The sequence below is a fragment of the Bradyrhizobium sp. ORS 111 genome (assembly GCF_045571485.1).
Classification (GTDB): domain Bacteria; phylum Pseudomonadota; class Alphaproteobacteria; order Rhizobiales; family Xanthobacteraceae; genus Bradyrhizobium.
Map to the genome: position 1 here is coordinate 1,907,812 of NZ_CP120701.1, position 24,905 is coordinate 1,932,716.

Genomic DNA, 24,905 nt, shown 5'->3' on the forward strand with positions numbered 1-24,905 from the left:
TTTGCGCCTTGGCGAACGCAAACGAAGAGGAGTTGATGATGAGAAGACTCGCAATCATCGCAGCAGGCGTATCATTGCTTGCGGGCACGTGCCCCAGCCAGGCCTCCGACCACCTGTTCACGGCGGTAGGTGCTGGCGGCCTGACGACGACCTCCAGCAACCCGTTCGTCAAAACCAATGGACGGTCGGCCGACACCGTGCCCGGTCAGGGAAGCCCGCTGTCCGGTGCAGATCACACAACCCCGGCGGTCGAAATGGGGTCGTTGCTCACGCACCACTTCACGCAGCCCAACACGAATGCCAATCCTGGCAACGGCACCCTGAAGACCCCTCCGCCGGTCACGGCTGGAAAGGTGGCACCCTCAGCCAACAGTCCGCATACGGCGGTCATCATACCCTGATCCGGCCGACAGCGATCGCTTCGGACCGCGTCCCGCGGCGGCGCGGGTACGTCTCGGTTCTCTGAGCCGTCTCGCGCCGCCCGCGAAGCAGAGCGAAAGGCGGCCACGCCTGTTCTCAAAAATGGAGCACCGCATCAGCTAGCGCGGCGAGATCACTATTCGCACGGACACTCAGCCGAACTTGTCTCGAAGCCTTCTGGCGCGTGTCGTGCTGGGAGCCTTGGCGATTGCCGCCACCTACCCGCTGTGGGCTCCGGACAATTCAGTCTCTGCAATCGGGGATGATCGCGACAATCTGCGCTATGTCAGCATCGCCCGCGACAACGTCGTTCAGAATGTCACCGCTTCAGGAACGCTCGAGGCGGTCGACACGGTCGAAGTCAGCTCGCAGCTTTCGGGGCAGGTCGCCAAACTGATGGCCGATCACAATTCCCGCGTCCGGACCGGCGAGCCGCTCGCTGCACTCGACGCCGCGACATTTGAAGTCCAGGTCAAGGAAGCGGAAGCCGCGCTCGCGATCGCGCTGGCCCAGCACGAGGAGGCTAAGGCCGCCGTCGAAGGCGCGCAGGCGCGCCAAGACGACGCCCTGCGCGATCTTCAGATCAAGGGCACGCTGAGCAGGAACGGCACTGTTTCGCAGCGCGATGCCGAGCGCGCACAGATGGCGGCGCGGTCGCGCGCCGCGGAGGTATCCGCCGCCAGGGCGGGCGAGCAGATGCGGGCGGCCGGAGTCATGGCGGCGCGCGCCGCACTCGAACGGGCCCGGCTCGATCTGGAACGGAGCACCATCAAGTCTCCGATCGACGGGATCGTGATTCGACGCAGCGTGGAGCTCGGCCAAACGGTGGCTGCGAGCCTGCAGGCGCCGACATTGTTCACGATCGCGCGCGATCTTTCTGATATGCGCGTGAGTGCATCCGTCAGCGAGGCCGACATTGGCGCGGTCCAAACCGGGCAGCGTGCCTTGTTCAGCGTCGATTCTTATCCCGGCCGCGCGTTCGAAGGTCGCGTCCTCGAGATCCGAAAGGCGGCACAGATGGTGCAAAACGTAGTGACCTACACCGTGATGATTTCGGCGCCCAACCCCGATGGCTTGTTGCTTCCGGGAATGACGGCTGACGTTCGCGTCGCGGTTCAGGAGCAACAGGACGTGATGGTCGTTCCCAATGCGGCGCTGAGCTTTCGGCCGACCCGTGACCGCCCCGACAATCACGCCCCCGGGAAGGGGCTGATCTGGATTCGCACCGAATCGGGCCATCTCGAGCCCACCGTCGTGTCACTGGGCGCTACCGGAGATTCGCTAACCCAGATCATGTCGCCGGATCTTCAGGTCGGCGAACGGGTCGCTGTCGGTTACCGGAGTAAACCCTAACAATGAAAGCCGCCCGGCCAGTTAGCGTATGAGCTTGCTCGTCACACTCGATCACGTCCACAAGCTGCATCAGCTCGGCGACCAAACCGTTCGCGCATTGTCGGATGTCTGTCTGGAGATCGATCGCGGAGATTTCGTCGCCGTCGTGGGGCCGTCCGGATCGGGAAAGTCGACGCTGCTCTCGATCCTGGGCTGCCTCGACCAACCCACGCGCGGACATTATCTTCTGCACGGCGAAAATGTATTCGCGCAGACAAAAAGCCGCCTGAGCGAGCTGCGAAATCAGCGCATCGGCATCGTCTTCCAAAATTTCAATATGCTGCCGCGCCTGACCGCGCTCGAGAATGTCGCCTTACCCCTGTTCTACCGACGCGAACCACTGCGGAATCCGGCTGCGACGGCGCGAGCCGTTCTCGAACGGGTCGGTCTCGGCGCCCGGATCCACCATATGCCGGCCCAGCTCTCGGGAGGCGAGCAACAGCGTGTTGCGATCGCACGGGCGATCGTCAACGGTCCCGACCTTCTCCTGGCCGATGAGCCGACCGGGGCACTCGATACGAGCACGCGCGATGCCATTCTCGCGCTCCTTCGCGAGCTGCAGCGCGCCGCGCTCACCGTCGTGCTGGTGACCCACGATCTCGAGGTCGCGGCATGCGCGCGTCGCGCGATCAGGCTTCGGGACGGCGCCGTCGTCGGCGACTCCCGACGTTGCGACAGCGCGTGAATATTGACAGGCGAAGGCCTCGAATGCGATCGCTCAACTATGTTCATCTCGCGTTTCGGTCCCTGCGTGCGCACATCCTGCGCTCCATTCTCGCCGTGACCGGCATTGTCATCGGTGTTGCTGCTGTCGTGATCGTGGTTGCGGTGGCGGAAGGGGCACGTGCCGAAATCTCGAAGCAGATTAATTCGCTTGGCTCGAATCTGTTGCTTGTGAGGCCCGGCGCGCAGCTCACACACGGCGTGCGGCAACAGGCGGGCACCATCCTCTCGCTCACGAGCGCCGATGCGCGGGCGCTCGCCCGCGAGGTGCCGGACATTGTCATCGCCGCACCATTCGTCGGTGAGCAAAAGACGGCAGTATCGGGCGATTTGAACTGGTCGACCCTGGTTGCGGGCGTGACGCCGGATTTTTTCGAAGCGCGAGGTTGGAGGCTCGCGGAGGGCCAACTCTTCAACGATGATCACGTGACGTCGGCGGCAAAGGTCGCGGTAATCGGCCGCACCGTGGCGCGCGAACTGTTCAAGGACAGGGACCCGCTTGGCCACTTCCTGCGCATTGAACGCGCCTCCTATCTCGTGATCGGCGTGCTTGCCGAAAAGGGACAGGACTTCACAGGCCGAGACCAGGACGACGTCATGTTCATTCCGTTGTCAGCCGCGAAAATCTTCACGGTCGGGCGCAGCCAGGCCAACCCTGATGCCGTGCATACGATTCTCGTGAAGGCCGAATCCGCTGAGGCGATGCAGGCGGCAGAATCGGCGATTGCCCGTGTCCTGCGGTTGCGTCACAAGATCGTGGGGCGCAAGTCCGACGATTTTAGCATTCAGAACCTTATCCAGGTCGCCCAGACCCACGACCGGGCCTATCGACAGTTCACCTTGCTAGTGTCCACACTTGCCGGAATCTCCCTGCTGGTCGGCGGCATCGGCGTGATGAACATCATGCTTGTATCGGTCACTGAACGGATCAATGAGATTGGAATCCGGTTGGCCTTTGGCGCCCGGCCACAAGACATCCGCTGGCAGTTTCTATTGGAAGCGGTGCTGCTGTGCACGATCGGCGGTTTGTTGGGGCTCATCGCCGGCTATGCATGCGCTCGTGTCATCCCCACTGCGCTCGGCTGGCCGATCGAGGTCAACGAACGGATGGCGCTGATCGCGATCGCCTGCTCGAGCGTCATCGGCATCGGCTTCGGTCTTCTGCCCGCCGAGCGGGCCGCGCGGTTGGATCCGGCGGCACTGCTCAGGTCGGGATAGGCGGAAAACTGGCTCAGGCGACTCAAGCCGCAGCAGTGCGCCAGCTTTCGATCGTCAGCCAACGGATAGTCGGCGATTAAAACGTCTCGGTGATCTTGCTCAGGCGAGGGGGACGATCCGGGTCAAATCCGCTCGCGCGCGCCGTCTGCTCGATCATCCGGTAGGCCGGAACCAGCATCGTGATCGGGGCGGTGGCAGGGTCGTCCTCGGCCAGCCACGGCAGCGACCCATGCGGTCCGCCGCAGAGATGCAGCGCGATCTTTTGCTCTCGCAATTCTTCTGCCAGTGCGTCCACCGTTGCCGCTGTTCCATCCATGAGGCGCATCATGACAACCGGCGTGTAACGATAGCGCGGCACGCGGTCCATGCTGCAACTCGGCGGCACTCAGACCAACGGAGGGCAGACGCAGGATTTCCGAAAGCTTGAACGCTCACGCTAGCGTTCTACGAGGATGCGCTTAGGGCAAAGGAATCGAAAGAGTTCCGATCGTCCGCAGTCCGATCTGCAGCATGTAAGTGTCGTTGACCACCGGTGGTGCGCCGCCCACCGCATAGTTGTAGGACCTGATGTAGTTCAATGCCAGCACGAAGCAATCGTCCACATAGCCTGCGGCAATCACATATTGATTGATCTTGTTCGCCTCCAGGTCCCAGCGCGCAGCGCCGGTCACCACCCAGTTTGTCGCGACCTTGACGGAGGCGCTGCCTAGCAGGCCTTCCCGGCGCGAGAGATAGCCGAGCTCGGGCTGCGGTGCATAGTTGCCGTATGTCATGCTGACCGACCAGCGATTGAAATTCGCCCTCGCTTCGGCCTCGAAGCGCTGGACGTTCCAGGTCTGCCCGTCGAAGCGCGAGCGTACGCTGAACGTGTAGGTCGAGCTCGGCGAGTAGGTCACGCTGCTCACATAGTCCGATCGCGGTGTCGCGAGGCCGGAATCGACACCGGTATTCGTTACGTCCTGCACCGCGAAGGAGTTGAGGCCGAATAGCTGGTAGGACTGGCCGAATAGCACCTTGATGGCGCCGCCGCGATCGAACTGCGTGGTCGCCTGCACGCCGACATTGGCGCGTCCGCCGCCCTCGATACGGTCATAGCCGGAGAACTTGTCAACGCTGAACAGATTGCTCGTGTCGAAGACAAGGCTCTGGGCGTCCTCATTGGGAAGCTTGCCGGCATAGGTCTCGTTCGGGCGGATGATGACCTGCGCGATCGGCTCGATCGTCGTCGAGCCCCACGGCTGCACGTTGATGAAGGGATAGCGGTATTCAAGGCCGACGGTCGGCATCAGGCGCAGCGCCTGGGTGTCGCCGACGGGGAGGAAGTTGGAGACGCCCGGCTGGCTCAAGACGTCGGAGTTGATGACGTCCGCACGCATAATCGCAAACGGCGTCCATATCTCGCCGATGGAATCGGTGAACGAGCGGCGCCACTGCGCTTCCACCGTGAGCCGCGCGTAGGTTCCCGGGAAGCCGCGCAACAGGCACTGCGTCGGAATCCTCGCCATCGGATCGGCGGAGGCGACCGAGCAGAGCCCGCTGGTGTTCGCAAGCGTCGTGATCGGATCGAACACTGTGTCGTTGCGCGTCAGGCTGACGAAGTTCGTTTTGTAGGAAACCTCGCCGCCGAAGATCGGATAGTTGAACACGTTCGAATAATCGAGCACGGGGTAGATCACGGGCACCTGCTGCTGGTTGCCCGAGAAGCTCAAATAGTAGATCGAACGCAGGTCGAAATAGCTGCGGTCGCCGACACCGGTCAGATAGAGCTGCGAGATCGCCTCCGTCGGCAGGCTGAGGAAGGAGCTGAAAGGATCGCGGTACTGCGCCAGGTGGTAGTCGGAGAAGAAATAAAAGTCCGACAAGAGAACGCCGTCCCAGCCCCAAACCCACTTGTCGTTGATGGCGAACTGGCCCTTGGTGTCGATGCCGCCGCGGAACTGGCGGTCGCCGGGTTGGCCCGCGAAGGCGCCAGGATCGAGCTGGTCGATGCCGTAGGCGCGGATCTGGTAGGAGCCGTCGATCAGGCGCTGGCGGAATTCGGCCTGCATCAGCACACCCTGGCGGGTGGTAATGCGCGGGGTGAAAGTGGCATCGTAGTCCGGCGCAATCGCCCAGTAATAGGGGACCTCCATCGCGTATCCGTAAGTCGAGGATTCGCTGAAGCCCGGCATCAGGAAGCCCGACTTGCGCTTCGCGGTCGGATCGGGCGTCGAGAAAAACGGCATGTAGGCCAGCGGCACGTCGAAGAACTCGAGCTGCGCCGTCTCGAAATACAGCATCTTCTCGTTCTGGTCATGGATGATGCGCTCGCCCTTGACCTGCCACAGCGGTGGCTTCTTCGGATCGTCACGGCAAGGGGCGCAGGCGGTGTAGACGCCCTTCTCGAAAACCGTGTAATTACCGCTCGATCGATCCAATCGCGTCGCCGCCATGCGCGTGTTATCTGCGGCCTCGACGTGGAGCGAATCGACGAAGCCGTCGCGATAGTCGTCGCTCAGATCCATGATATCGGCATAGGTGATCTTGCCCTCGGCATCCGTCATGCGAATGTTGCCTTCGGCATGCAGCCGCTTGGTCTTCCGGTCGTAGATCACCTTGTCGGCTTCGATACTGGTGCCGTTGTAGAACAGCTGCACGTCGCCCACCGCCGACACGCGGTTGTTGTTGTAGTCGTAATCGACCTCGACCGCCTGCACCAGCATCTGGTTGTCATTGGGTGCGCGCGGGCGGGCGGGCTGCGGCGGGCGCGGATTGTAGATGAAGCCCTGCGCGACGGCAGATGGCGTGATCTCTGTTGCGAAGACCACGGCAATCAGAGGGATGAGAGAAACTGCAATCAGCCTAGCCTGGATCGCTGATGGCCGAGCGAACGGAGGTCGTATGATCTGCTTCTCCTGCGGAGCGGAGCCTGCGATCCGGGACTTCAACGCTGACCTCAATGCGTACCCATCCGCCACTTGACGGTCAGGAATCAAATCCGCCGATGTTCGAGGCGTCTTACATCTGACCGGCTCGGCGCATCTTCTTAGCTCGGAAGCTCCGAGCGCTTGATGTCTCCCAAAACCCCGAAAAGGCCCGAACTGTTGCACATTGTTGCATCACGAGCCCTGGGTTACAGAAGGTTACAAAATCGTTTGCCAAAAGGGCTCAACGCGCCGGCGACGCTCGTATAAAGGGACGCACATGCCGGGTTCCAGGTCGAAATGCGAGGTTTGCGAGGGGGCTCCAGCGTCATGAACGCTGCACCACATCTTCTCATTGTGGATGACGACAAAGAGCTTTGCTCATTGCTGTCGAAGTTTTTTAGCCGGCACGGCTACCGCGTTTCCATTGCCCATAATGGCAGCGAGATGGCTTCGATCCTGGAGGCGTCACGCGTCAATCTCGTGATCCTCGATCTGATGTTGCCGGGCGACGACGGGCTGGTGCTATGTCGTCGTTTGCGCGCCACCAGCACATTGCCGATCATCATGCTGACGGCGATGGGCGATGAGGTGGACCGAATCGTAGGCCTCGAAATGGGCGCGGACGACTATCTTGCAAAGGTTGCGAATCCGCGCGAACTGCTGGCACGTGTCCGCGCCGTGCTTCGCCGTGCAGGGGCGCCCGAAGCCGGCGGCTCGGGCGATCAAAAGCGCATTCTTGAATTTTCCGGTTGGCGCCTGGATGTGATTCACCGGCAGCTTTATTCTGCGAAGAACGCCCTCGTGCCATTGCGGGCCGGCGAGTTCGAATTGCTTCTTGCGTTTGTCGAGCGGCCGCGGCGCGTGCTTTCGCGTGACCAACTGCTCGACCTTTCTCGCGGACGTTCTGCCAGCGTCTTCGACCGAAGCATCGACGTCCAGGTCAGCCGGCTTCGTCGCAAGATCGAACCTGACCCGAAGTCACCGACGCTGATCAAGACCGTTCGGAGCGGCGGCTATGTGTTCGCAGCGAACGTCACCGTGGTGCCGGCGTCATGATCATGCCGGCGGGACTGAACAGCATCGCAGCGAGAATCGCGATCGCGATCGTTCTTGCCATCACGCTCGGGCTACTGGCGGCAATCGGGCTAGGCCTCGCTGCCAATTACTACGGCTACGGTCAGGCTAAGGATGACAGTGCGCGCACCCATGTCATGATCTCCAGATCCAACTTCACCGTTATCAGCTCCCGCGGCAATGCGATGATGCTTTCCGGGAGAATTGCCGTAATCGTACGTTCGGTGGCGTCGGCTCCTCAATCCAAACAGCAGAGTATCGTCGCGGGAGTTGCGGAGCCCGACATGCAGGTTTCGCTCGATGTGCCCGCGCAGCCCTATGCCGTGCGTGCCGTCGACGAGAACCTTGATAGGCTCCGCCAGCTCGTTCAAATCCAGCTGGAAACGATGTCGCCGCCGATATCGGTGAGCGCGCGGCGGGTGCCTGTCGACGACCGCAGGAATGATGGTCTTGACCATTCCGACCTGACGTCAAGCGGCACCGCCGTCATCGAGGCAGCTTTGTGGGACGGTCGGAGGATTACGTTTACCATTGCCGATTATCCGATGGGATCCGGAAACGGATTGATCTTGCTCCTGATCTCCATTGCCCTCGTTGCGGGACTCGTATCAATCTGGACAGCGCGTCATCTGGCGGCCCCGATCAGAGAGTTCTCGAACGCGGCTGAGCGGCTTGGTACCGATTTGACGGCGCCTCCGCTTGTCGTGCGTGGACCGCAGGAGTTGCGGGCCACGATTCGGGCGGTCAACTGCATGCAGCATAGATTGCAGCGCTTTCTGGAAGATCGGACACAGATGCTGGCCGCAATCTCGCACGACTTGAGGGCGCCGCTTGCACGCCTGCGCCTGCGTGCCGAACTGATTGGAGACGATGAACAACAGCGTAAAATGTTTTCTGATCTGGAAGCCATGAATGCCATGATCGAATCCACGTTGGCGTTCGCTCAGGATGACGCTCGCCAGGAGCCGCGTACGCTCGTGGATCTCGGTGTCCTGGTCGGGGATGTTTGCGAGGACGTTGAGGATACGGGTGGCAAGGTCTCCTATTCCGAGGGACGCGGCATCGATGTTCGTTGCCGGCCGGCCCTTGTTCGCCGCGCCGTCGCGAACCTCATCGACAATGCGGTCAAATATGGGGGAGGCGCGCGCGTAAAGATCGTTCAAGATATCAACCGCGTCGTCATCACCGTTGATGACGACGGGCCGGGTATCCCACCAGAGGAACAGGAGAGAGTTTTTGCACCTTTCTATAGACGGGAACCTGCGCGCGATCCGGGAAGGGCCGGGGTTGGCTTGGGCCTAAGCATAGCCCGAACGGTCGCGCGCGAGCATGGTGGTGATGTTACGCTCAAGAATCGTGACAGCGGAGGGCTGAGCGCTCTTCTTGAGTTACCAACCTTGTGACGCGTGCATTGCTACGAAGGCGGTCATCGCGCCTATCCCGCAACAGTCGACCTCAGCGTGCGCGTGTGCGCGAGGTCGTTTTGCTGCGAAGCTGGTGCGGCGATGCTCCAGCTTTCGTTCAACAGCTAAGGGCATGATCCAGAAAAGCGCGAAGCGGTTCTCCGGATCAGGCCCAAACCAAGAAACTAAAGTGCGATGACGATTTATCCCGATCTCATCGCGCTTTAGGTGGTCGGCTGTCAAAACGTCTCGGTGATCTTGCTCAGGCGGGGAGGACGATCCGGGTCAAATCCACTTGCGCGCGCCGTCTGCTCGATCATCCGATAGGCCGGAACCAGCATGGTGATCGGGTCGGTGGCAGGGTCGTCCTCAGCCAGCCAGGGCAGCGAGCCATGCGGTCCGCCGCAGAGATGCAGCGCGATCTTCTGCTCTCGCAATTCTTCTGCCAGTGCGTCCACCGTTGCCGCTGTTTCATCCATGAGGCGCATCATGACAACCGGCGTGCGCGACGATAGCGCGGCACGCGGCCCATGCTGCAACTCGGCGGCACTCAGACCAACGGAGGGCAGACGCAGGATTTCCGAAAGCTTGAGCGCGATCTCGCGCGCCGATCCCAGGCCCAGGCCCCGCGCCGCTACGAACACCGCCGACGCCCTGGCGAGATCATCGGCAATCTCAGACCAGTCGAGCGCCAGCGCGCCGCGCACGCGCTCGGGCAGCCTGTCGAGAGCTGACCGCAGCGCATGATCCTCCGCGAGCTCGGCAACAAGTCCGACGCAGGCTGCCATCGAGCCGATCACGGTCTTGGTTGCCGCGACGGAGTGCTCCTCCCCGGCTTCGATCGGAATGACGAACTCCGCTTCGTCAGCCACCGGCGACGACGTCGCATTGACGATCGCGATGGTGCGGGCGCCCGCGATGCGCGCCGACCTGGTGGCCGCCACAAGATCCGGGCTGCGGCCGGATTGCGAGATCACGATGAACAGCGCATGGCGCAGCATCAACGGCGTGCGGAATGCCGTGATCACGGAGGGAGCGCTGGCTGAAACGGGAAGGCGCAGGCGTGTCTCGACAAGGTATCTTAAGAAGACCCCGGCATGCCCGGAGCTTCCCCGGCCGCACACGACGCACACGGGGACAGAGCCAATTCCAATTCGCTGTGCGATGTCGCGCGTAGCGGCGCGGTTACGGACAATTCTGGCGACAACGTCCGCGCTTTCGCCGATTTCGTTTGCCATCGCGGATGTCGTCACGACTTGACTGCTCCGCTTGGCTTGCGCTCCGCTGTTACCTTGGGATGTCGATCGCGTTCCTTGGCGAGCTCGGCAAACACGCGCCGAAGGTTGCCGTCGCAGCTTTTCAGAACGGCCTCGGCATCACCCCGGTCGACACCCAACGCCAGAAGAACTGCCGTCTTGATGTCTCCCTCGGCCTGCTCAAGCGAGCGTGCCGCGTGCTGCGGATCGCAGTGCGCGATTTGCGCCACCATGGCTTCGGCGCGCCGCTTCAGCTTGGCATTGGTCGGCGGCATGTTGACCATCATGCCGCGATACACCCGGCCAAGGCGCAGCATGATCCCCGAGGAGATCAGGTTGAGCACAACCTTCTGCGCGGTGCCCGCCTTCATCCGCGTGGAGCCGGCGATCAACTCGCGGCCGGTCTCGATCAAGATCGGAAACTTTGCCGATGCCAAGAGTGTGGTGCCGGGATTGTTGGCGATAGCGATCGTCACGGCGCCGAAAGAGCCTGCCTGCTGCAGCGCCGCAACCGTGAAGGGTGTGGTGCCGCTGGCGGCAACGGCGATCACCACGTCGTGCGGCGTAAGCCGCGCGGCATTGATTTGCGCGACCGCGGCATCGACATCGTCCTCCGCACCCTCGATGCTGGTGACGAACGCGCTGTCTCCACCGGCGACGATGAAGCGGACGCGCTCGCGGGGCCAGGCGAAGGTCGGCATCAACTCGGCGCCGTCCTGCACCGCCACGCGGCCGGAGGTGCCGGCCCCGACATACACAATGCGTCCGCGGTCGCCCAGCGCGACCTTGGCCGCTTCGGCAGCCGCAGTGATCGCGGGAAGGGCATGGCCGATCGCGGCGACGGCCGCAAGTTGGCCCTCCCACATGGCTTCCATCGCTGACGCCAGTGGCCATGCATCAAGATCGGCAAAGCGAGGATCGACTTCTTCGGTGGCCATATAGTTGATCCATCCGCTGTCAAACGCTGAACTTTGAAGCTTGTTCATGGTCAGTTTTTCCATGGGACAGGTCAATCCGCCCTCGTGCCACCAGTAACGCGCCGGCCGCCGCGTCGGCGTCGGGACGCTTCAGGCGGCCGCGTAGGTCAGGCGTCAGCCAGGGAGCAATGGCATCGGCGAGCCCGCCCACCAGCGAGAGCCGGTCGATTCCTCTCGCCAGGAACAGATCGAGCAGATCGCCAATGGCATCGGCCGCGCGTTCGACAATGCGACGGCCGACCGGATCGCCCTGATTGGCGTGCCGCATCACGATCGGCGCGAACGCAGCGTAGTCCGTGGCCCTGGCCTCCTCTGACCAGGCCACCGCCTGGTAAGGGTCATGATCGAATGCGCCCAGCACCTCCGCAAGCAATGGGGTCAATTCGCTGCGGCGATCCGCGGCCCGCAGCGCCAGTCGAACAACCTGGAGACCGATATCGGCCCCGCTGCCTTCGTCCGACACCGGAAAACCGTAGCCGGCGAGACGGATTTCGTGGCCGTCGATCAGGCCGACACCCACCGAGCCTGTGCCGGCGACCACGATGGCTCCGTTCGCCCCGCCATGGGCGCCGAGACAGGCCGCCAAGCCGTCGCTAATGAAGATAACGGACGCGAAGGGATGGGCAATGTTTTTGAGCGCAGCTTCCGCGCCCCGGCGGCCAAGCCCGGCGAGGCCAATTCCGGCGTGCATTCGGGCAAAATCCTCGCGCGCCAGCCCCGCCTGTGCGGCGGCCGCTTCGGTTGCCTCCATGATGGAGCGCCAGGCCTTTTCGACGCCGATCCGCGTCGTGGCGGGCCCCGAGCTTGCCTCGCCGAGCAGCCTGCCCTTGTCATCTTCAATCCGGGCGCGGCAGCGGGTTCCGCCCCCGTCAATTCCGAGATACGTGGTACCCTTCGTTTCCATCGGATGTTAACGCGAGGACTCCGGTCCGGGTCCCCCAATGCCTAGATGGGGGAATATTTGAGGTTACGGCAGTCGTCTCACGGGCCCGTGACTGCCACTCTCGGATGAATGCTGATGGGCGACCGCTCCTCTTCCGACGTTATTACGATTGCTGCGCCGCAAATTTTTGACGGTATCGTCATGCGCGGGCCGGGATCGGTCAGCATTTCGAACGGTCGGATCGAAGGCATCATATTCGGGCAGTCACAGTCGCGCACGCCAATCGAGCTTCCTTCAGATGCGATCCTTGCACCCGGATTCATCGACATTCAGGTCAATGGTGGCGGGGGCGTCCTTCTCAACGAGCAGCCAACGGCGGCCGGCGTTCGGCGCATCGTCGCGGCGCACCGCAAGGCGGGGACCACGGGCTGCTTGCCAACCCTCATCACGGATCGAAGCGAGGTCATCCAGCGATTGGCCGCGGCGGCTCGGGCGTGCCTTGGAATTCCCGGTGTGCTCGGCTTTCATTTGGAAGGTCCGGCCCTCAACAGGTCCCGCAAGGGGATTCATCCGGAGGCCGAGATACGCGTGCCCGATCGACGTGATCTCGCCGCCATCAAAAGCTTTGGCGAGCGTGGCCGCTCCATTGTCACCCTGGCCCCGGAATGCGCGCCTGCGTCCATGATCGACGAACTGATCGGCTCCGGATTGCGGATCGCCGCCGGCCACAGCGACGCCACCGCGGCCGAAATCGGACAGGCGGTCGATCGCGGCGTCTCAGGGGTGACCCATCTGTTCAATGCCATGTCGCAGTTGAACGCCCGGGAGCCGGGTTTGGTGGGCGCCGCGCTGGGGGATGACCGGCTGTTTGCCGGGATCATCTGCGACGGCATCCATGTTGACCCTGCCTGCTTGCGGGTTGCCTTCCGCTGCAAGGGGCGCGATCGATTGATGGTCATTACCGACGCCATGCCATTGGCGGGCACAAAGGATCGGCAATTCACGCTGCAGGGACGGCAGATCACGTTGCATGAAAATCGCCTGACCGGACCCGACGGCACACTCGCTGGCGCTCACCTCACCATGATCGAGGCGGTGCGCAACGCTGTTGCGATGCTCGGAATCTCCCTTGCTGATGCCCTCATCATGGCCTCTCGGACGCCCGCGGTATTTCTGGGCCTTGACTCCGAGCTTGGACGGATCGCGCCCGGCTACCGCGCGGATCTTGTCGCTCTTAACCCGAAATTCGAAGTCGTCGACACCTGGATAGGCGGTGTCGGATCGATGGGCGTGGCAAGCGAGGGTTAGATGCGTAGCCATCCCATCATCGTGCAGAAATATGGCGGTGTCTGTCTCGAAACGCCGGCAAGAATTCGCGCGGTGGCGAGCAGCCTCGCCGAGCTGCATGGCCGTGGTCATCGGGTCGTGGCGATCGTCTCTGCCATGGGCACGACCACCGACCAATTGATCCAGATGGCTCATAAGGTGAGCCCCGCTCCCAATCGCCGTGAACTCGACATGCTGCTGACAACCGGTGAGCGCATCAGCATGTCCCTGATGAGCATGGCGCTCACCGATCTCGGCGTGCCCGCGATCAGCTTTACCGGCAGCCAGGCCGGCGTGATGACCGACGACTCGCATTCCTCGGCGCGCATTCTGGACGTGCGGCCCATTCGGGTGCGTGAGGAGCTTGATCGTGGGCGTGTCGTGGTGCTGGCAGGATTTCAGGGCGTGAACCCGGCGACGAGGGAAATCACCACGCTCGGCCGGGGCGGCAGCGACACCACGGCTGTTGCGATGGCTGCGGCGCTCAAAGCCGAGCGCTGTGAAATCATCAAAGAGGTCGACGGCATTTGTTCGGCCGATCCGCGTATGGTGCCGGATGCACAGCCGTTGCGGCGAGTGGACTTCGCATCCCTGTCCGAGATGTGCTTCTGGGGTGCAAAGATCCTGCATTTTCGCAGCGTAGAGCTGGCGCAAACTCAGGATGTGCCGCTGGTTCTCAAGCAGTGGGGTGGCATTGAACATAGCACCGAAGTGATGAAAGAGGTTGCGGGCATGGAAAACGGGAAGGTTCTCGCCGTCAACTCGATGGCTCGGGTCGAGCATGTGGAGATCGATTGCAGCGATCTCAATCACGGATTTGAGAAATTCGCGCAGCATCTCAAGCAAAACAGCCTGTCGTGGCCGCAACTCCTCGCCTCACACTTCGCCATGGGCAAGACCAGCATGACTGTGGCCTCGGATTCAGAGTGGCTCGACGCGCTGTTGCGCACGCTTCAGGACGCCAAGGATTTGCGTAAGCAGCGGGAGGCTTCAAGCTCGGTCAGTCTCACTTGCGTTGGCGCCGTTTCGTCGGAATTGCCGTTCAGGGCATTGCAGGTTCTCGGACAGCACGGAATTGTCCCCGACAGGTACGTGTTGTCGCCGCATTCGATCAGCCTGTTTGTCCCCGTGGAGAGCCGGGAGGCTGCCGTTAGGGCGCTGCATTCGCTTGTCCAGCAAGCATAGCGTCGAGAAGTGTGGGATCGCTTCCGCCTTCGGTCGCGCGCGGCCTGCCAAGCCGTCGCTCGCGACATCAGGACCGGAATGCACCCTGAGCAGCCATGAATTAGCTATGGTTCAAAACGGAGCGGGGATCGGCTATGCGTCACGGCGCCAACAAATGCCGCAGCGTTCGACGTGCCATGTTGAGCGGCTTGGGGCCGCGCTCGACCTTCGCTGAGAGCACCGCGCCTTCCCAAAGCGCCAGAACCGTGCGCGCAAGCTCGGTGACGGGCACGTCGGTTCGCACGCTGCCGTCGCGCTGCCCATCCGCGAGACACTGGGAAAGTGCATCCGTCCACTGGCGCCACAGGCGTGACAAATCCTGGCGGAAGGCGTCGAGTTGCGCGAGTTCGGCCGTGAAATTGCCGATCAGGCAGCCATCCTCGCTATAACCGAGCGCCGCGAGATAGCGGTCAAGCCGCTCGAGCCCGGGAAGGCTGGTGTCCCGCAGCAGGGCACGCGCCTTGGCGCGGTCCTCCCAGTAACGCGCCAGCGCCGCCAGGCCGAGGGCGTCCTTGCTTTCGAAATGGCTGTAGAAGGAGCCCTTCGGCACACCGGCCGACGAGACGATCTCCTGAACGCCGGTCGCATGATAGCCGCGGTGATGAAACGCCGCGAGGCCCGCGTCGAGTAGTGCTTCCCTATGATTAGGTTTCGGCATGGTCAGTTCAGGGTCCAGTTCTCAGCGAAAGGCCGGATGACGTGATCGAACGACCAGGTCGAAGGGTGTTGATGCGCGATGTGGTAAACTTCGTCGGCAATCGCGTCGGGATGTGCGAAATGGTCAACTGGCTTATCGTGCCAATCCGGGAGCGGCAGGGTGTCCCTCCTCCATGGGGCGTCGATCGCGGCATCGATGGTGATATATCCAACATGCACGCGCTTCGGGCCCAAATCCTTTGCGAGCGACTGCGCGAGGATGCGCTGGGCAGCCTTGGTCGGCGCGAAGGCCGGGCGCAGCGGGATGCCCCGGAACGACGATGTGTTTCCAGTGACCATGATGGCTCCCTCGCCGCGGTCGATCATCGCCGGCGCGAGCTTCTGCACCAGATAGAACAGGGAGGTGGTGTTCACCTGAAAATTTCGCTCCAGATCCTCGACCGACGCATCGAGGATCTTGGCGAATGTCGCCGCGACGGCGTTATGGATGAGCACATGGGGTGCCCCTAGCTCGGTCTGCACGCGCTCGACAATTTCGCCGAGCCGGTTAAGATTGGCGACGTCGCAAGGATAGCCGCGCGCACGAGGTATCTGCATCTCGAGCTCCGCGAGCCGCTCGGCGTTGCGGGCAATCATCGCCACACGATATCCGCCTTGTGCGAAGCGCCGCGAAAGCGCAGCGCCGGTCGCGCCGCCAACACCGGCGATGAGAGCGATCCGATCAGTCATGCTTTCCTCCATGCGCCTCAAGCGGCTGGCCTCGTCAGCGCGAAGGGCGGTGCGTTTCGATACTCGGCCGCTAGCTCGGCCAAGGCGGGGATTGCGGAAAGGGTCTCCAAATCCGGGTTCGTCCGCGCGATGTATTCCACCGCTACGATCGCGGTGATCGCAGCCGCGTCCAGTGGCGTCGCCCTGAGTGGTCCGCCATCGCGCGCGGCTTCGTCGAGCGCGCGTAAGCCTCCAAGGATCTGCGCCTTCCAGCGCTTGGCCTCGGTCGCAGGGACCTCGCGTCCGCGGAACGAAAGGCTGGAGGCCTGTTCATAGACGCCGTAACCAATCGCCGCGAGCTTGAGCGTCGTCCGGCGGGCTCTCGACCCGGCGGGGATCAGCGGCGCCGAAGGCGTTAGTTCATTGAGGTAGTCGAGGATGGCGGTGCTGTCGATCAGGACCTCGCCATCATCGAGCACGAGCGAAGGTACCTTCGCCACTGGATTATAACGGCTTGCGGTCTCGAACTCTCGGTAGCCGTTCACCGCCTCATGCTCGAAAGGCAGACCGCGAGAGATCAGGGCCGCTGCGACCCGCCTCGCGTAGGGCGATAGATAGGTGCCTATCAGCTTCATACAAACTCTCCTCGGCAAGTGCATTCAGGCGTATAGACGACCGGTCATATTGCTCTAATACGACCGGTCGTCTATAAAGTCAATCGTGAAGTCGTCCAATCTGGAAACTGATTTGAACCTTCCCCAATGCTCGCGGAAGCCTGCTGATGACTTCTGCCATGGCGACCTTCAATATAAACGACGCGATCACTAAGGCGGTGTCGGCCAAGATGAATTTTGGCCAGGTCCTGCTAGTGCGTGGCTTGTTCGCGATTGTGCTGATCGCAGCGCTTGCTTGGCTTCAGCGGGCGCTGCGTCCGCTACGGGCGCTGATGATGATGCCGGTCGTGCTTCGGGTGGCTGGCGAAGTCGGCGGAACGATATTGTTGCTGGTGGCGATCGTGAACTTGCCTCTGGCGAATGCTGCGGCAATCATTCAGGTGCTGCCACTCGCCGTCACGCTCGGTGCAGCCTTGGCAGTCGGTGAACCCGTCGGCTGGCGGCGTTGGCTCGCGATCGCGGCCTTCGGTCGTGCGCGTGGCCTGTCCAATCGTCGCTCGTGGTCCCGGTCCGCCTTCACCCTGCGCGCTTTGCCGCGACAGCCTTCGCACGCCTCGCTTGGGGTTCGCTCGCCTAGCCGAAGCTCGCTCACAATCGCTTTGCTAAACGTTCAGTAACGTAACTTACTAAACATCAGAATGACAATGAGGCACGTGTTCTGGTATTCAGAAAGATCGAAATTGCTTGCGCCGGGCCAACTCGGCAAGCGTGCTTCTGACAGAATTCCACATTTTGCTGCGCTGCGAGCATGCAAGTTGCGCGTGCGAGCGTCGCAAATATTTATACAAGGTCGCGAGAACCCGCTTGACGGCGAAAAAAATTTAGTAATACGTTTAGTGACATAAAAAGCTAAACATCGCGCATCGAGCCGATGTGTAGGAGGAGCCCAAGCCATTCCGGAGCCGTCTCCGGAAGCGGTCCATATCGTCCTTCACTCATCGCTCCTCAACTCGGTTTCAGGGTCTCGGCGTCGTTCCGGCAGGGCGCGCCGAGCGGGTTAGATGCTTCAACGAGAGAGGAAACGGATATGCGGACATTCAATTGGTTAAGAAGCTCAGCGGCCACCACGGTTCTAGGGGCGGCGCTGCTGGGCGTATTCGGCGGAGGCGAAGCTGCGGCCCAGGGCAAGCAACTCACGCTGTGCTGGGCGGCATGGGATCCGGCCAACGCGCTGGTCGAGCTTGGCAAGGACTTCACCAAGCAATCCGGCATCGAGATGAAATACGAGTTCGTTCCCTGGACCAGTTATGCGGATCGCTTTCTCAACGAGCTCAACTCCCACGGCAAGCTCTGCGACCTGATCATCGGCGACAGCCAGTGGATCGGCGGCGCCGCCGAGAACAAGTGGTACGTCAAGCTCAACGACTTCTTCACCAAGGAGAAGATCTCGATGGACGACTTCGTTCCGGCGACGGTGGTCGGCTATTCGCAGTGGCCGAAGAACTCGACGAACTATTGGGCGCTGCCGGCAATGGCTGACGCGGTCGGCTGGACCTATCGCAAGGACTGGTTCTCGCGGCCGGAGATCCAGTCGGCGTTCAAGGCCAAGTACGGCCGCGATCTGGCGCCGCCGAAGACCTACGACGAGTTGAAGCAGATCGCGGAGTTCTTCCAGGGCCGCGAGATCGACGGCAAGAAAGTCTATGGCGCCTACATCTTCACCGAGCGCGGCTCCGAAGGCATCACCATGGGCGTGACCAACGTGCTCTACAACTACGGCTTCAGCTACGACAACCCGAAGAAGCCGTATCAGATGCAGGGCGTCGTCAACTCGGCCGAGGCGACCAAAGGGCTCGAGTTCTACAAGGAGCTCTACAAGTGTTGCACTGCGCCCGGCATGACCAACGCCTACATGCAGGAGGGGCTCGACGCCTTCAAGTCCGGACAGGTGGCGATGCAGATGAACTGGTTCGCCTTCTTCCCCGGCCTCTACAAGGATCCGAATGTCGGGGGCGACAAGATCGGCTTCTTCGTCAACCCGGCTGGCCCGAGCGGGCATTTCACCCAGCTCGGCGGGCAGGGCATCTCGGTGGTCGCGACCTCCGACCACAAGGATGACGCGCTCGCTTACATCAAATGGTTCGCGCAGCCCGCCGTGCAGCAGCGCTGGTGGCAACTCGGCGGCTACTCTGCCTTGAAGGCCGTGGTCGACGCGCCGGACTTCCCGAAGAGCGCGGCATTCGCGCCGCAATTCCTGGAGTCGATGGCTATCGTCAAGGACTTCTGGGCCGAGCCGTCCTACGCGCAGTTGCTGCTCGACATGCAGAAGCGCGTGCATGACTACGTCGTCGCCGACAAGGGCACGGCGCAGCAGGCCCTCGATCTGCTGGTCAAGGACTGGACCAAGGTCTTCAAGGAGCAGGGCAAGCAGGTCGCATCACAATAGACGAGCCGTATCAAGCGAACCGGGTTTCCCCGAGCGGAGTGTCTCGGGGAAACCGCCCCAGCCCGCAGATGGACAAGATGACCACGATCTCTCAACCTGATGATGCCACGGTCGCCGGCATGGGCGAGCCTGCGAGGTCTCGGACCACGCGCCGCGTGCGCGGCCTGTCGGACCGCGCCATCGCCTGGTTGTTCGTGGCACCGACGATCGCGCTCTTGCTGGCGATCAACATCTTTCCGCTGGTGTGGATGATCCGGCTGTCCTTCACCAGTCTCAATCTCAGCATGTCCTATCTGCCACTGCGCTTCGTCGGCCTCGACAATTTCACCGACATTCTCGGCGACGAAGACGTCTGGCTCCGATTGCAGACCACGGCGCAGTTCGTGATCTGGTCGGTCACGTTGGAGGTGATCATCGGATTCGGCCTCGCGCTGCTGATCAACCGCCAGTTCCGCGGCCACAGCTTCTGGACCACCATCCTCCTGTTGCCGATGATGCTGTCGCCGGCGGTGGTCGGCAACTTCTGGACCCTGCTGCTGCAGCCGCAGATCGGGCCGTTCAATTATCTGATCAGCCTGTTCACAGGCGTGCCGCCGAGCGCGTTCAGCATGACCGGTCAGGTCTCGCTTGCACCCTGGACCATCGTCCTGGTCGACACCTGGATGTGGGCCCCCTACGTCATGCTGATCTGCCTCGCCGGGCTTCGCTCCATTCCCGATTACATCTATGAGGCGGCCGAAGTCGATCGCGCCTCAGCCTGGCGGCAGTTCTGGTCGATCACGCTGCCGATGACGGTCCCGTTCCTGATGCTGGCGGTGCTGTTCCGCGCGATCGAGAACTTCAAGATGTTCGACATGGTCAACCTCCTGACCTCCGGCGGACCGGGGTCGACGACGGAGCTCGTCTCGATCACGCTGAAGCGCGCCGCCTTCGAGAAATGGCGCACTGGCTATTCGTCCGCGCTCGCCATCATCCTGTTCGTCACCGTGTTCGGTGCCGCCAACATCTACGTCAAAGCGCTCAACAAGGTGAAGCAACGATGACCGTCGCCACATCCACCGCGCATTCCATCGTCGAGGCATCGCCCCGTTCGAAGGCCGTGGCCGGCGGCCTCGTCATCCTCTACGCCGTGATCACGATCCTGCCGCTGCTCTGGATCGTCGCCACCGCGTTCAAGTCGCAGAGCGACGCCATCGCCTATCCGCCCAAGGTGATCTTCGAGCCGACGCTGGAAGGCTATGTCAACCTGTTCACCGTGCGCACCCGCCAGACGCCGGATTTCATCGCCAAGCTGCCGCCGCCGGAGACCTGGTATGACAAGCTGGTGCGCCAGCGCGACATGGTGATCGCAGGACCGTCCAAGGTCGTGCCGCGCTTCGTCAACTCGCTGATCATCGGCTTCGGCTCGACGTTCCTCGCGGTCTTCCTCGGCACGCTCGCGGCCTACGCCTTCTCGCGTTTCCGCATTCCCTTGGCGGATGATCTCCTGTTCTTCATCCTGTCAACGCGGATGATGCCTCCGGTCGCCGTCGCGATCCCGATCTATCTGATGTACCGGCAGCTCAATCTGACCGACACCAGGCTCGGTATGATCCTGCTCTACACCGCAGTGAACGTCTCGCTCGCGGTCTGGCTGCTCAAGGGGTTCATCGACGAGATCCCGCGCGAGTATGAGGAAGCTGCCCTGGTCGACGGCTACACGCGGCTGCAGGCGCTGCGCAAGGTGGTGTTGCCGCAGGCGGTCACGGGGATCGCCGCCACCGCGATCTTCTGCCTGATCTTCTCGTGGAACGAATACGCCTTCGCGGTTCTGCTGACCAGCGGCGAGGCGCAGACCATGCCGCCCTTCATTCCCTTCATTATCGGTGAGGGCGGACAGGACTGGCCGGCGGTTGCCGCTGCGACCACGCTGTTCGTCGTGCCGATCGTCCTGTTCACGGTGCTGCTCCGCAAGCATTTGCTGCGCGGCATCACCTTCGGAGCTGTGCGCAAATGAGCGGTTCTGCCATTGCCAAGAGCGGAATGTCCCGCTGGCTCCGTCGCGGGCCCTGGGAGACCGCGACGATGACCCTGATCGGAGGCGGCATCATCATGCTGGTGCAGCCGCTGTCCATGGATCTCTACAGCTATTCCTTCGTGACGATCCTCGCCGGCACGGTCGGCTATGTCATCGTCAGCCATTTTCCGGAGTAGAGGCTGACATGGCACAAATCCGCGTCGAAAACCTGCGCAAGTCGTTCGATCAGTTCACGGCCGTGCACGGCTCGAACTTCACGATCGATGACGGCGCCTTCTTTGCCATGCTCGGCCCGTCCGGCTGCGGCAAGACCACTACGCTGCGCATGATTGCGGGTCTCGAGCTGCCGACCGAGGGCAGGATTCTGCTCGATGGTGAGGACGTGACGTTCCGCCGTGCCGCCGCCCGCGACATCGCCTTCGTGTTCCAGTTGTTCGCGCTCTATCCGCATATGAACGTCGCGGCGAACATTGCGTTTCCCCTGAAGTGCCAGGGCATGGCGAAGCGAGAGATCTCCGCGCGGGTGCAGGACACGGCGCGATTGCTGCGGATCGAGCATCTGCTGTCGAGCAAGACATCGAAGCTCTCGGGCGGTGACCGCCAGCGGGTCGCGCTCGGCCGCGCCATGGTGCGGCGGCCGAAAGCGTTTCTGATGGACGAGCCGCTCGGCGCGCTCGATGCCGAGTTTCGCCATCTGATGTGCGGCGAACTGCGCGATTTGCACGAGCGGATCGGCGCCACCACGGTCTATGTCACGCACGACCAGCTCGAGGCGATGTCGATGGCCGATCAAATCGCCGTCATGAACAAGGGATGTGTCGAGCAGATCGGTTCACCACAGGAGATCTACGACCGGCCTGCGAGCATGTTCGTCGCCGACTTCATCGGCTCGCCGGCGATGAACTTCCTGCGCTTCGAGGGCGGCCTCAAGTCCGGCGACCGGACCATCGCCTTCCATGATGCGCGCGTTGCGGTGCCGGAAATTCGGCAGGATTGCGCGCCCGCGCCACTGGCGCTCGGGGTTCGCCCGGAGCACATCCGCTTCAGCGACGCGGCTGCCGTCCGCGGCGAGGTGTTCGGCGCGGAGTATCTCGGCACCACGCAGATCGTCACCGTCGATACCGCCCACGGCCGCGTCGCGGCGCGGCTGCCCGCCAGCGCATCGGTGCGGATCGGCGAGACGGTGGGGCTCGCGTTCAGCTCGGAGAGGCTGGTGCTGTTCGATGTCGGAAGTGGCCTTGCGATCCGGACCGCCAATGACGGGAGTGTGCATCGTGGCTGACGTCGCCTTACGCAACATCACCAAGCGCTTCGGCGCGGTGGAGGCTGTGCGCGAGCTCTCGCTGACGGTAAACGACGGCGAGTTCCTGGTGTTGCTCGGACCGAGCGGCGCGGGCAAGACCACAACGCTGCGGCTGATCACGGGGCTGGAGAGACCGGACGGCGGCTCGATCATAATCGACGGGCGCGACGTCACCCGTGACCCGCCGGGATCGCGCGACATCGCGTTCGTGTTCCAGCAATATTCGCTCTACCCGCATCTGACGGTCTACGACAATCTGGCGTTTCCGCTGCGCTCGCCCGCACGGCGCGTGCCGGAACCCGTCATTCGCAAGCGCATCGAGCGGACGGCGGAGCTGCTGCATATCGCAAGCAAGCTGAACAACCGCGCAACCCGCCTCTCCGGTGGCGAGATGCAGCGCGTCGCGATCGGCCGTGCGCTCGTGCGCGATCCCTCGATCTATCTGATGGACGAGCCGCTGTCGTCGCTGGACGCCAAGCTTCGCTCCGAGCTTCGTCTCGAGCTCAAGCGGATCCAGCTCGAGCTCGGCGCCACCATTCTCTACGTGACCCACGACCAGGTCGAGGCCATGACGATGGCGTCCCGAATCGGTGTGATCAGGGATGGCCAGTTGCTTCAGTGCGGCACGCCGCGGGAGATTTATGAAAGCCCCTCGTCGAGCTATGTCGCCTCGCGTCTCGGCACGCCTCAGATCAACTTCCTGCCCGCGCGCCTCTTGTCCGACGTCGCGATCCCGCCTGGAACCGAGACGGTCGGCATCCGCACCGAGCACCTGCGGATCGGCGCGCGCAATGGCGGGCAGATGGTTGGTCGCGTGCACAGGGTCGAGCACCTCGGCGAGCAGAATCATGTCCATCTGGACTATAAGGGTGAGACATTGGTGATGCTTGCGGATCCGCATCAGCCACTGCAGGCTGGTCAGGAGGTCGAATTGCATCTGATGCACCCGCTCTGCTTCGATTCTGCAGGGCAGCGCGTTCTTGCGCCGGCCCGTTGAAAGGATTGTTCGCGATGTCGATACAAGCCGAGACATTCAAGTCGCTGGTCAAGGTGGCCGCCGAGCAGGTCATCGCCAGCGCGCCGGAGCTGACCAGCCTCGATCAGGCGATCGGCGATGGCGACCACGGCACCAACATGAAGCGTGGCTGCGAGGCCGTGCTCGGCAAGCTCGATGCGATCTCCGCGCAGCCGCTCGACGAGGCGCTGAAAATGATCGGCAAGACGCTGGTGATGACGGTCGGCGGCGCCTCGGGGCCGCTCTATGGCAGCTTGTTTCTGGCCGCCGGCGAAGCGCTCTCGCACAACAAGCATCTGCCCGAGGATCTCGCTGACGTCTTTGGCAGCGCGGTGAACGCGGTCAGCGCGCGCGGCCGCTCGCACGCCGGCGAGAAGACCATGCTCGACGTGCTCGTCCCGGTGCTGGAGACACTGAAGACTGCGGCCGGCCAACCTGACCTGATCGAACGGGTTCGTGCTACCGCGAACGAAGCCGTCGAGCGGACCGCGCCGATGCTGGCGACCAAGGGGCGAGCCTCGTTCCTCGGAGCGCGCAGCGTCGGACATATCGATCCCGGTGCGCGGTCGAGCTGCGTTCTTGTGCAGGCGGTCTGCGCGAGCCTGGAGGCAAAGCAATGAGTGAAACCGTGGGCATCGTGATCGTCTCGCATTCACGGGACATCGCCAAGGGTACCGCCGACATGGTGCGGCAGATGGTCGGCAGCGAAGTCCGGGTCGCCTTCTGCGGCGGCAATCCCGACGGCGGGCTCGGCACCAGCGTTCCCTCGATCATCGACGCCATCAATGATGCTTGGTCCGCCAAGGGTGTCGCGATCCTGGTCGATCTCGGCGGCGCCGAGACGAACAGCGAGATGGCGGTCGAAATGCTGGAGCCCGCGCGGCGCGATCACGTTGTCGTATGCAACGCGCCGATCGTCGAGGGCGCGGTGATGGCGGCGACTGAAGCGGCGGGCGGCAGCACACTGGCCCAAGTGAAAGCCGTGGCCGAGGAACTCTCTGCCGACTGAGACGTCGGCGAAGCGATGATGGAATATGACGATGCTGGATAAAGCGGACGGACAGATCTTCAGCGGCAACGTACGGCTGGTGCATGCGGTGGGCATGCATGCGCGCCCGGCGGTCAAGCTGACCAAGCTTGCCAAGAAGTTCCAAGCCCAGATTTCTGTCCGGGTCGAAGGCGCGGCCGAATGGATCAATGCCAAGAGCGTTGCCAAGATCATGGCGATGCGTGCGGCGCACGGCAGCACGATCGAGATCAAGGCGGCAGGCAGTGACGCAGAGGCGGCCGTTGCGGCAGTGGTCAAGCTGATCGAAACCGATTTCCCGGACGAGGTGTCGTAA

26 protein-coding genes are annotated in these 24,905 nt (G+C 62.6%); 18 read left to right on the forward strand and 8 right to left on the reverse strand.

What is annotated here, in order from left to right; translation table 11 throughout:
• The first annotated feature begins 38 nt into the window (after positions 1-38).
• The 4 genes from P6U30_RS08815 (at position 39) to P6U30_RS08830 (ending at position 3,753) form a co-directional block, all read left to right on the forward strand.
• Positions 39-401: a hypothetical protein gene (locus P6U30_RS08815; RefSeq protein ID WP_407150965.1), complete on the forward strand. Its 363-nt coding sequence runs from the start codon at positions 39-41 to the stop codon at positions 399-401.
• A gap of 220 nt (positions 402-621) precedes the next feature.
• Positions 622-1,773, forward strand: a complete 1,152-nt coding sequence (locus tag P6U30_RS08820; protein WP_407169010.1) for an efflux RND transporter periplasmic adaptor subunit — start codon at positions 622-624, stop codon at positions 1,771-1,773.
• Between the two features lie 28 nt (positions 1,774-1,801).
• Positions 1,802-2,497: an ABC transporter ATP-binding protein gene (locus P6U30_RS08825; RefSeq protein WP_407169011.1), complete on the forward strand. Its 696-nt coding sequence runs from the start codon at positions 1,802-1,804 to the stop codon at positions 2,495-2,497.
• A gap of 23 nt (positions 2,498-2,520) precedes the next feature.
• Positions 2,521-3,753 (forward strand): ABC transporter permease, encoded by a 1,233-nt coding sequence (locus P6U30_RS08830; protein ID WP_407169012.1) that lies wholly within the window; start codon positions 2,521-2,523, stop codon positions 3,751-3,753.
• A gap of 76 nt (positions 3,754-3,829) precedes the next feature.
• Here the strand turns inward: P6U30_RS08830 and P6U30_RS08835 are convergent, their stop codons facing one another.
• Positions 3,830-4,120: a hypothetical protein gene (locus P6U30_RS08835; protein WP_407169013.1), complete on the reverse strand. Its 291-nt coding sequence runs from the start codon at positions 4,118-4,120 to the stop codon at positions 3,830-3,832.
• 91 nt (positions 4,121-4,211) lie between these two features.
• The gene (locus P6U30_RS08840) at positions 4,212-6,560 is read right to left on the reverse strand and encodes an LPS-assembly protein LptD (protein WP_407169014.1); all 2,349 of its coding nucleotides are present in this window, start codon (positions 6,558-6,560) and stop codon (positions 4,212-4,214) included.
• 426 nt (positions 6,561-6,986) lie between these two features.
• Here P6U30_RS08840 and P6U30_RS08845 point away from each other — a divergent pair, with 426 nt between their 5' ends.
• Complete coding sequence (locus P6U30_RS08845) at positions 6,987-7,715, forward strand: response regulator (RefSeq protein ID WP_407169015.1); 729 nt, start codon at positions 6,987-6,989, stop codon at positions 7,713-7,715.
• Positions 7,712-9,136, forward strand: a complete 1,425-nt coding sequence (locus P6U30_RS08850; RefSeq protein ID WP_407169016.1) for an ATP-binding protein — start codon at positions 7,712-7,714, stop codon at positions 9,134-9,136. The genes P6U30_RS08845 and P6U30_RS08850 overlap by 4 nt, the downstream gene beginning before the upstream one ends.
• 239 nt (positions 9,137-9,375) lie before the next feature.
• Here the strand turns inward: P6U30_RS08850 and P6U30_RS08855 are convergent, their stop codons facing one another.
• Genes P6U30_RS08855 through P6U30_RS08865 form a run of 3 tightly spaced genes read right to left on the reverse strand, consistent with a single transcriptional unit; the run spans position 9,376 to position 12,273 of the window.
• The gene (locus P6U30_RS08855) at positions 9,376-10,374 is read right to left on the reverse strand and encodes an SIS domain-containing protein (protein ID WP_407169017.1); all 999 of its coding nucleotides are present in this window, start codon (positions 10,372-10,374) and stop codon (positions 9,376-9,378) included.
• A gap of 11 nt (positions 10,375-10,385) precedes the next feature.
• Positions 10,386-11,330: an N-acetylmuramic acid 6-phosphate etherase gene (locus tag P6U30_RS08860; RefSeq protein ID WP_407169018.1), complete on the reverse strand. Its 945-nt coding sequence runs from the start codon at positions 11,328-11,330 to the stop codon at positions 10,386-10,388.
• 19 nt (positions 11,331-11,349) lie between these two features.
• Entirely contained in the window at positions 11,350-12,273 is a 924-nt protein-coding gene (locus P6U30_RS08865; protein ID WP_407169019.1) for a BadF/BadG/BcrA/BcrD ATPase family protein, read from the reverse strand.
• A gap of 114 nt (positions 12,274-12,387) precedes the next feature.
• On the opposite strand from P6U30_RS08865, the gene nagA reads away from it, so the two are divergent.
• Both nagA and P6U30_RS08875 read left to right on the forward strand, forming a co-directional pair.
• Entirely contained in the window at positions 12,388-13,560 is a 1,173-nt protein-coding gene (nagA, locus tag P6U30_RS08870; RefSeq protein WP_407169020.1) for an N-acetylglucosamine-6-phosphate deacetylase, read from the forward strand.
• Entirely contained in the window at positions 13,561-14,763 is a 1,203-nt protein-coding gene (locus P6U30_RS08875) for an aspartate kinase (RefSeq protein WP_407169021.1), read from the forward strand.
• 139 nt (positions 14,764-14,902) lie between these two features.
• Here the strand turns inward: P6U30_RS08875 and P6U30_RS08880 are convergent, their stop codons facing one another.
• The 3 genes from P6U30_RS08880 to P6U30_RS08890 are packed head-to-tail and all read right to left on the reverse strand — an operon-like array spanning position 14,903 to position 16,802.
• Positions 14,903-15,460 carry a TetR/AcrR family transcriptional regulator gene (locus P6U30_RS08880; protein ID WP_407169022.1) on the reverse strand — a complete coding sequence of 186 codons (558 nt, stop codon included), beginning with the start codon at positions 15,458-15,460 and terminating at the stop codon, positions 14,903-14,905.
• Between the two features lie 2 nt (positions 15,461-15,462).
• Entirely contained in the window at positions 15,463-16,188 is a 726-nt protein-coding gene (locus P6U30_RS08885) for an SDR family NAD(P)-dependent oxidoreductase (protein WP_407169023.1), read from the reverse strand.
• A gap of 17 nt (positions 16,189-16,205) precedes the next feature.
• Complete coding sequence (locus P6U30_RS08890) at positions 16,206-16,802, reverse strand: glutathione S-transferase N-terminal domain-containing protein (RefSeq protein ID WP_407169024.1); 597 nt, start codon at positions 16,800-16,802, stop codon at positions 16,206-16,208.
• 146 nt (positions 16,803-16,948) lie between these two features.
• On the opposite strand from P6U30_RS08890, the gene P6U30_RS08895 reads away from it, so the two are divergent.
• The 10 genes from P6U30_RS08895 to P6U30_RS08940 all read left to right on the forward strand — a co-directional run bounded on the left by P6U30_RS08895 (position 16,949) and on the right by P6U30_RS08940 (position 24,905).
• Positions 16,949-17,458 (forward strand): EamA family transporter, encoded by a 510-nt coding sequence (locus tag P6U30_RS08895; protein ID WP_407169025.1) that lies wholly within the window; start codon positions 16,949-16,951, stop codon positions 17,456-17,458.
• Between the two features lie 410 nt (positions 17,459-17,868).
• Complete coding sequence (locus P6U30_RS08900) at positions 17,869-19,227, forward strand: ABC transporter substrate-binding protein (protein ID WP_407169026.1); 1,359 nt, start codon at positions 17,869-17,871, stop codon at positions 19,225-19,227.
• 68 nt (positions 19,228-19,295) lie between these two features.
• On the forward strand, positions 19,296-20,270 hold the full coding sequence (locus P6U30_RS08905; RefSeq protein ID WP_407169027.1) for a carbohydrate ABC transporter permease: 975 nt from the start codon (positions 19,296-19,298) through the stop codon (positions 20,268-20,270).
• Positions 20,267-21,223, forward strand: coding sequence for a carbohydrate ABC transporter permease (locus P6U30_RS08910; protein WP_407150974.1), 957 nt, complete (start codon positions 20,267-20,269; stop codon positions 21,221-21,223). The genes P6U30_RS08905 and P6U30_RS08910 overlap by 4 nt, the downstream gene beginning before the upstream one ends.
• Positions 21,220-21,420, forward strand: coding sequence for a hypothetical protein (locus tag P6U30_RS08915; RefSeq protein WP_407169028.1), 201 nt, complete (start codon positions 21,220-21,222; stop codon positions 21,418-21,420). The genes P6U30_RS08910 and P6U30_RS08915 overlap by 4 nt, the downstream gene beginning before the upstream one ends.
• Positions 21,421-21,428: 8 nt before the next feature.
• Positions 21,429-22,526 carry an ABC transporter ATP-binding protein gene (locus tag P6U30_RS08920; protein ID WP_407169029.1) on the forward strand — a complete coding sequence of 366 codons (1,098 nt, stop codon included), beginning with the start codon at positions 21,429-21,431 and terminating at the stop codon, positions 22,524-22,526.
• Positions 22,519-23,544: an ABC transporter ATP-binding protein gene (locus tag P6U30_RS08925; RefSeq protein ID WP_407169030.1), complete on the forward strand. Its 1,026-nt coding sequence runs from the start codon at positions 22,519-22,521 to the stop codon at positions 23,542-23,544. Before P6U30_RS08920 ends, P6U30_RS08925 begins: the two co-directional genes overlap by 8 nt.
• A gap of 14 nt (positions 23,545-23,558) precedes the next feature.
• A complete protein-coding gene (gene dhaL, locus P6U30_RS08930) occupies positions 23,559-24,182 on the forward strand; it encodes a dihydroxyacetone kinase subunit DhaL (protein ID WP_407169031.1) in 624 nt (207 codons plus the stop codon).
• Positions 24,179-24,571 carry a dihydroxyacetone kinase phosphoryl donor subunit DhaM gene (dhaM, locus tag P6U30_RS08935; protein ID WP_407150979.1) on the forward strand — a complete coding sequence of 131 codons (393 nt, stop codon included), beginning with the start codon at positions 24,179-24,181 and terminating at the stop codon, positions 24,569-24,571. The genes dhaL and dhaM overlap by 4 nt, the downstream gene beginning before the upstream one ends.
• A 25-nt stretch (positions 24,572-24,596) precedes the next feature.
• Positions 24,597-24,905 (forward strand): HPr family phosphocarrier protein, encoded by a 309-nt coding sequence (locus P6U30_RS08940; protein ID WP_407169032.1) that lies wholly within the window; start codon positions 24,597-24,599, stop codon positions 24,903-24,905.